This window comes from Microbacterium sp. HMWF026, from assembly GCF_003061325.1.
GTDB classification, from domain to species: domain Bacteria; phylum Actinomycetota; class Actinomycetes; order Actinomycetales; family Microbacteriaceae; genus Microbacterium; species Microbacterium testaceum_E.
This window is the reverse complement of the sequence record NZ_QAJB01000160.1, coordinates 1-4497: the sequence shown is the minus strand read 5'-3', so window position 1 is coordinate 4497 and position 4497 is coordinate 1. Positions and strand designations below refer to the sequence as shown.

The following is a 4497-nucleotide window of genomic DNA, read 5'->3' as shown; positions in this document are numbered from 1 at the left end:
CGGCCAGTCCCCGGCGCACGTCGAAGACCGCTCGGGCCCCCGCCCGCTCGAGGACCGCCGTGTGCACGCCGGCGGCCACCGCCTCGAGGACGGTGATCGCGACGAGCGTTGCGAGGCAGAGCAGGACGGCGCCGTTCGCGCCCACCGCTTCGATCAGCGCCTGCGCCGCCAGCGGCTGCGCCAGCGCGCACGCCACCGCGACGAGGGCGGTGGTGACGATCACGAGGAGCCGACCGCGGTGCGGCCGGACGAAGACGGTGAACAGCGACAGCGCCACGCTCACTCCCTCGCCCTCGGCGCGGTGCCTCGTCGTGCCATGACCGGGGCCCCGGCATCGAGGAGGGGGAAGGCGCCGCGCCCCGTCTGCACCGAGGACAGCACCGCCGCGACTCCGGCCGTGCCCGTCGCGTAGTCCATCGACACGCGCGAGAGCCCGCGGCCGAGCATCGCGAACCCGTCCCGGTAGGTGATCGCGTAGGCGTCGAACGCGCGCACGTGCATGCGGACGAGGGCTCGGGTGTCGGCGAGACCCGCCCGATCGAGCTCGTCCAGCGCGAGGATCATCCCCGCGCGGCCGTCGAACACGCCGGGCTCGATGACGATCGCCGGACTCAACGCCGTGACCAGACCGCGCAGCTGCTCCTCACTCAGGACGCAGCGACCCGCCGCCGCCAGCCGAGCCGCCGCCACGGCGATCCCGGCCGAACCGTGAGCCAGGTAGGGATACAGGATGCCGCGCTCCTCGACGAGCAGGGCGCCGTCGGGTCCCGCGGCGCAGGCGCGGAGGTCGCGCTCGATGCAGCGCTGCGCGTCGTCGAGATGGCGTTCGTCGCCCGTCGCCGCGGCAAGGGCGGCCAAGAACACCGCGACACCCGACCAGCCGTCGATCAGTCCCGCCGCCTGGCCGGTTGACGTCGCGGCGGCGGGCACCCGGGCATCGAGGATCCCCTCGGCCAGGAGCACGGCGCGCTCTCGTCCGGCCCCGCCGGCATCGAGCAGCGCGAGGCCGATCCCCGCGCGGCCGCTGTACAGCGTTGCATCGGTCGACGCCGAGAGCTCCTCGGCCGCGGAATCGAGCAGCGAGATCGCCCGGTCCGCCCGGCCGCACGCGGCGAGCGCCACCGCGATGCCGGTTCGTCCGTCGAGCAGACCCGCTTCTCCGACGTCGCTCGCCGCGCGGGACAGCCAGTCGATCCAGGTTTGCGGCACCCGCTCGCCCATCCGGCGCAGACTCCACAGCACGCCCGCCGCACCGGCCGCGAACTGCCGACCGTTCTCCAGGTACTGCAGGACGTCACCGGGGAAGAGGCGATCGGAACGATCGGGCGTGCACGAGGCCCGAATCGCGCGGACGAGGGCGGTCGGTGTCACCCGCACGAGAGCGGCGGGGGACGACAACGGACCGTACGCCCGCTCGACGAGGTCGCGCCACTCGGGCGGAAGGGCGAAGTGCTCCTGCGCCCACGCGGCGTGCTCCCGGGCGCGGGTGGGGTCGGCGGAGAGCACGATCGCGATCGGCAGGAAGAGCCACAGGGCGAGCGCGCCCACGGCGTAGTGGTCGTCGTGCTCCCCCACGGGTTCGTCACGATCACGACGGGGACGGGCGAACCCCGGACAGCCCAATCCCACCGGCACGCGCGCGCCCGCGCGGGCGGCCAGTTCGAAGTCGACGACGCTGAGTCGGCCCGCCGCATCGACGAGCACGTTCGCGGGGTGCAGGTCGCCGTGCACCCATCCCCTCCCGTGGAGCGCGTCGACGATCCCGGTCAGCCGGCGCAGGATTTCCAACGCGTCGCGGGCGTAGCATTCGACGGCGACCCGATCCCCGGGAAAGCCCGCACGCACGCCGGGATGCCGCTTCGCGACCCAGCGCTGAAGGGTCTCGGCATCCACGTGGGCCGAGACCAGGAACGCGTGCCCGCCCAGGTGCATCCGGTCGATCAGCTCGGGCACCCCCTCGACACCGGCGAGCGCCTCGTGCGCTCGACGCTCGCGCTCCAGACGGGTCACCGCATCCGTCGCGAAGCCGTCGAGCCCCGCGTGGGGGCGCGCCTCCTTCAGCACGACCGCGAGACCGTCGGAGACGCGACGGCCGCGGTAGACACCGCCCGCGTTCGAGAAATGCAGGGCTTCCTCGAAGACGTACCCGCAGGCGGCGAGCTCGGCCGCGCCCTGCTCCGCGATCCGAAGACGGTCGGGGACCTCGACCCACTCGGGGATGACGACATACGGGTGACGTCGATCGGGCACCAACGTGCCGTCGGGCGCAGCGATCGCGTGGACACGACGCCCCTCCTCGTCCTCGCACCAGCGTTCGACGAACGCGCCGTACCGCACGTGCAGGGGCCCCTCCCGCCACCGGATGTCGCTGAGGATCGAGGGCCCGTCCAGGCCGCCGATTCGGTCCTCGAGGGCGTCCAGGGTGGCGAACAACTCCGTCTCGTCGCGCGGGTAGATCGTGACGAACTTCCCGCTGGAACCACGCGCGGCGTACTTCGCACCGCACACGAGGAGCACCAGCTCCGACCGTAGATACTTGAAGGCGATCCCGTGCGCGACGCAGTGTGCGGCGGCGACGTCGAGCACGCGCTGCGCCGTCCCGGGAATCGCCGCCACGTGGATCTTCCACCCCTGCGCGGGCCCTTCCCACGACGGGGGGAACGCCGTCCTCCACTCTCGACCGGTCGCACTCGCCCACGCCTCGGGGAGAGCGATCTCGTACTCGCGCGCGCGGGGGTTCGTGGCATCCGGGCTCGCCGTGGGCAGACGGAGGGGGTCGTCGAAGTGGAGCGGGTCGGCGAGGAGGAACAGGTCGAGGTTGGCGCCGCGCGCCTGGCGGAGGACGCTCACGAGGACGGCTCCGCACCGGCCATCAACCCCACCGCGGTCGATCCGGGCGACGCGATGTACTCCGCGATGCGGCGGCGCGATCTCTCAATCAGCTGCGCGCGGTCCTCGCGACGGGCGACACGATCGGGCAAGGCGAGGCTGAAGTCGTCGAACTCGGGACGCAGGATGCTCCACAGCAGGGCGTCTTCGCGTTGCCCGTCGACGTAGTAGTACTCCCGCAGGATGCCGTCGAGCACGGGCCCTCCGCGGCGGGCGAGCATCGCGATCATCGGGGCGTTCGACGAGGCCGTCACGAACTCGACCCGATGCGCGTCGTGGGTGTAGAAGATCTCCTCGATCGTCGCGTCGATCGCTTCGGCACCGAAACCCTGCATCCACTGGGAGGCGTCGCTGATGATGACGCCGAGGGAGACGTTGCGGGCGGCGCGCTGGCCGACCCACCGCCACTCCGCGAAGCCGATGTCCTGCCCCGCTCTCGTGGACACGAGGAAGTAGTGCACGGAACGGTCGGCGATCGTGGCGGCGATGGCATCGACGTCGACAGCGGACGCATCGCGGATGCCGGCGCGAGAACCCGCGCGGGATCGATCGCTCAGCGCGGCGATCGTCGCGGCATCCGCCGCCCCGGCGGCGCGAAGGTGGACCTTGAGCTCTCTCATCGTGACGTCCTCCCGCCGTCGTGGCGCCACGGGGCCTGCTCCGCCGTGTCGGGGAGCGCGACGACGAGCGCCGCGCACTGACCGCCGAACCCGAACGACGTCGACATGCCCCGGCGGGCGGCGATCTCCCTGTTCGCACCTCGGATGATGTCCAGGCCGTCGTCGATCGGTCGGACGCAGTTGGCGGTGGCCGGAACCACGCGTTCCCGCAGCGAGAGGATCAGGGCGACGATCTCGACAGCGCCGGCCGCGGCGACCATGTGACCGGTGAGGGGCTTGATCCCGTAGATCGGGACCGACGGGGCGTCCTCGGCGAACACCTCCCGAACGGCGCGAAGTTCCACCGGGTCGTTCAGCCGGGTGCCGGTCGCGTGGGCGTTGAGGAGCTCGATCATCGCCGGATCGAGGTCGGCGTCGGCGAGGGCCGCGCGCATGGCCGCCGCCGCGCCGCGTCCGTCGGGGTCGGGGGCGGTCGCGTGAAAGGTGTCGGTCGCCGATCCGAAGCCGGCGACCTCGGCGATCGGTCGAGCGCCCCGCCGTCGCGCGTGCGCCCGCGTCTCGAGAACGAGCATGGCGCTGCCCTCCCCGAGTACGAATCCCCCACGATCGACGTCGAACGGACGGCACGCGCCCGCCGGGTCGTCGTTCTCCTCGGAGAGTGCTCCGACGACCGACATCGTGGCCATCGACAGCCGCGTCACTGTCGCGTCGGAGCCGCCGCAGATCATCACGTCGGCCACGCCCGCGCGCAGCATGGCCGTGGCGACACCGATGGCGTGGGCACCGCTCGCGCATTCGGTGGACACGGTCAGCGACGGGCCCTCGGCGTCGAAGGCGCTCGCGATCTCGGCGGCCGCGCCGCCGATCGAACCGCTCGCCGCGAGGTAGGGAAGGCGTCGGCGCAGCTCTCGCGGGCCGCTCTGGGCGAGGACGACGCCTGATTCGGCGTTGGTCGCGAGCGGACCCGCCGACGTGCCGACGCAGACGC

General features: G+C 72.6%; 4 protein-coding genes. All 4 read right to left on the bottom strand.

Going from position 1 to position 4497, the window contains the following annotated elements; genetic code table 11:
• Positions 1–283, bottom strand: a 283-nt coding sequence (locus DBR36_RS06850; RefSeq protein WP_219927623.1) for a hypothetical protein, incomplete at its 3' end; no start/stop codon positions are given.
• On the bottom strand, positions 280–2850 hold the full coding sequence (gene lanKC, locus DBR36_RS06845; RefSeq protein ID WP_108318157.1) for a class III lanthionine synthetase LanKC: 2571 nt from the start codon (positions 2848–2850) through the stop codon (positions 280–282). The genes lanKC and DBR36_RS06850, both read right to left, overlap by 4 nt.
• Positions 2847–3509, bottom strand: coding sequence for a GNAT family N-acetyltransferase (locus tag DBR36_RS06840; RefSeq protein WP_108318156.1), 663 nt, complete (start codon positions 3507–3509; stop codon positions 2847–2849). Before DBR36_RS06840 ends, lanKC begins: the two co-directional genes overlap by 4 nt.
• A partial coding sequence (locus DBR36_RS06835; protein WP_108318155.1) for a beta-ketoacyl-[acyl-carrier-protein] synthase family protein occupies positions 3506–4497 on the bottom strand: 992 nt, incomplete at its 5' end. The genes DBR36_RS06840 and DBR36_RS06835, both read right to left, overlap by 4 nt.

Excerpts from the sequence above, each read along its gene's own strand:
- DBR36_RS06840 (WP_108318156.1), bottom strand. The coding sequence starts at position 3,509 with ATGAGAGAGCTCAAGGTCCACCTTCGCGCCGCCGGGGCGGCGGATGCC.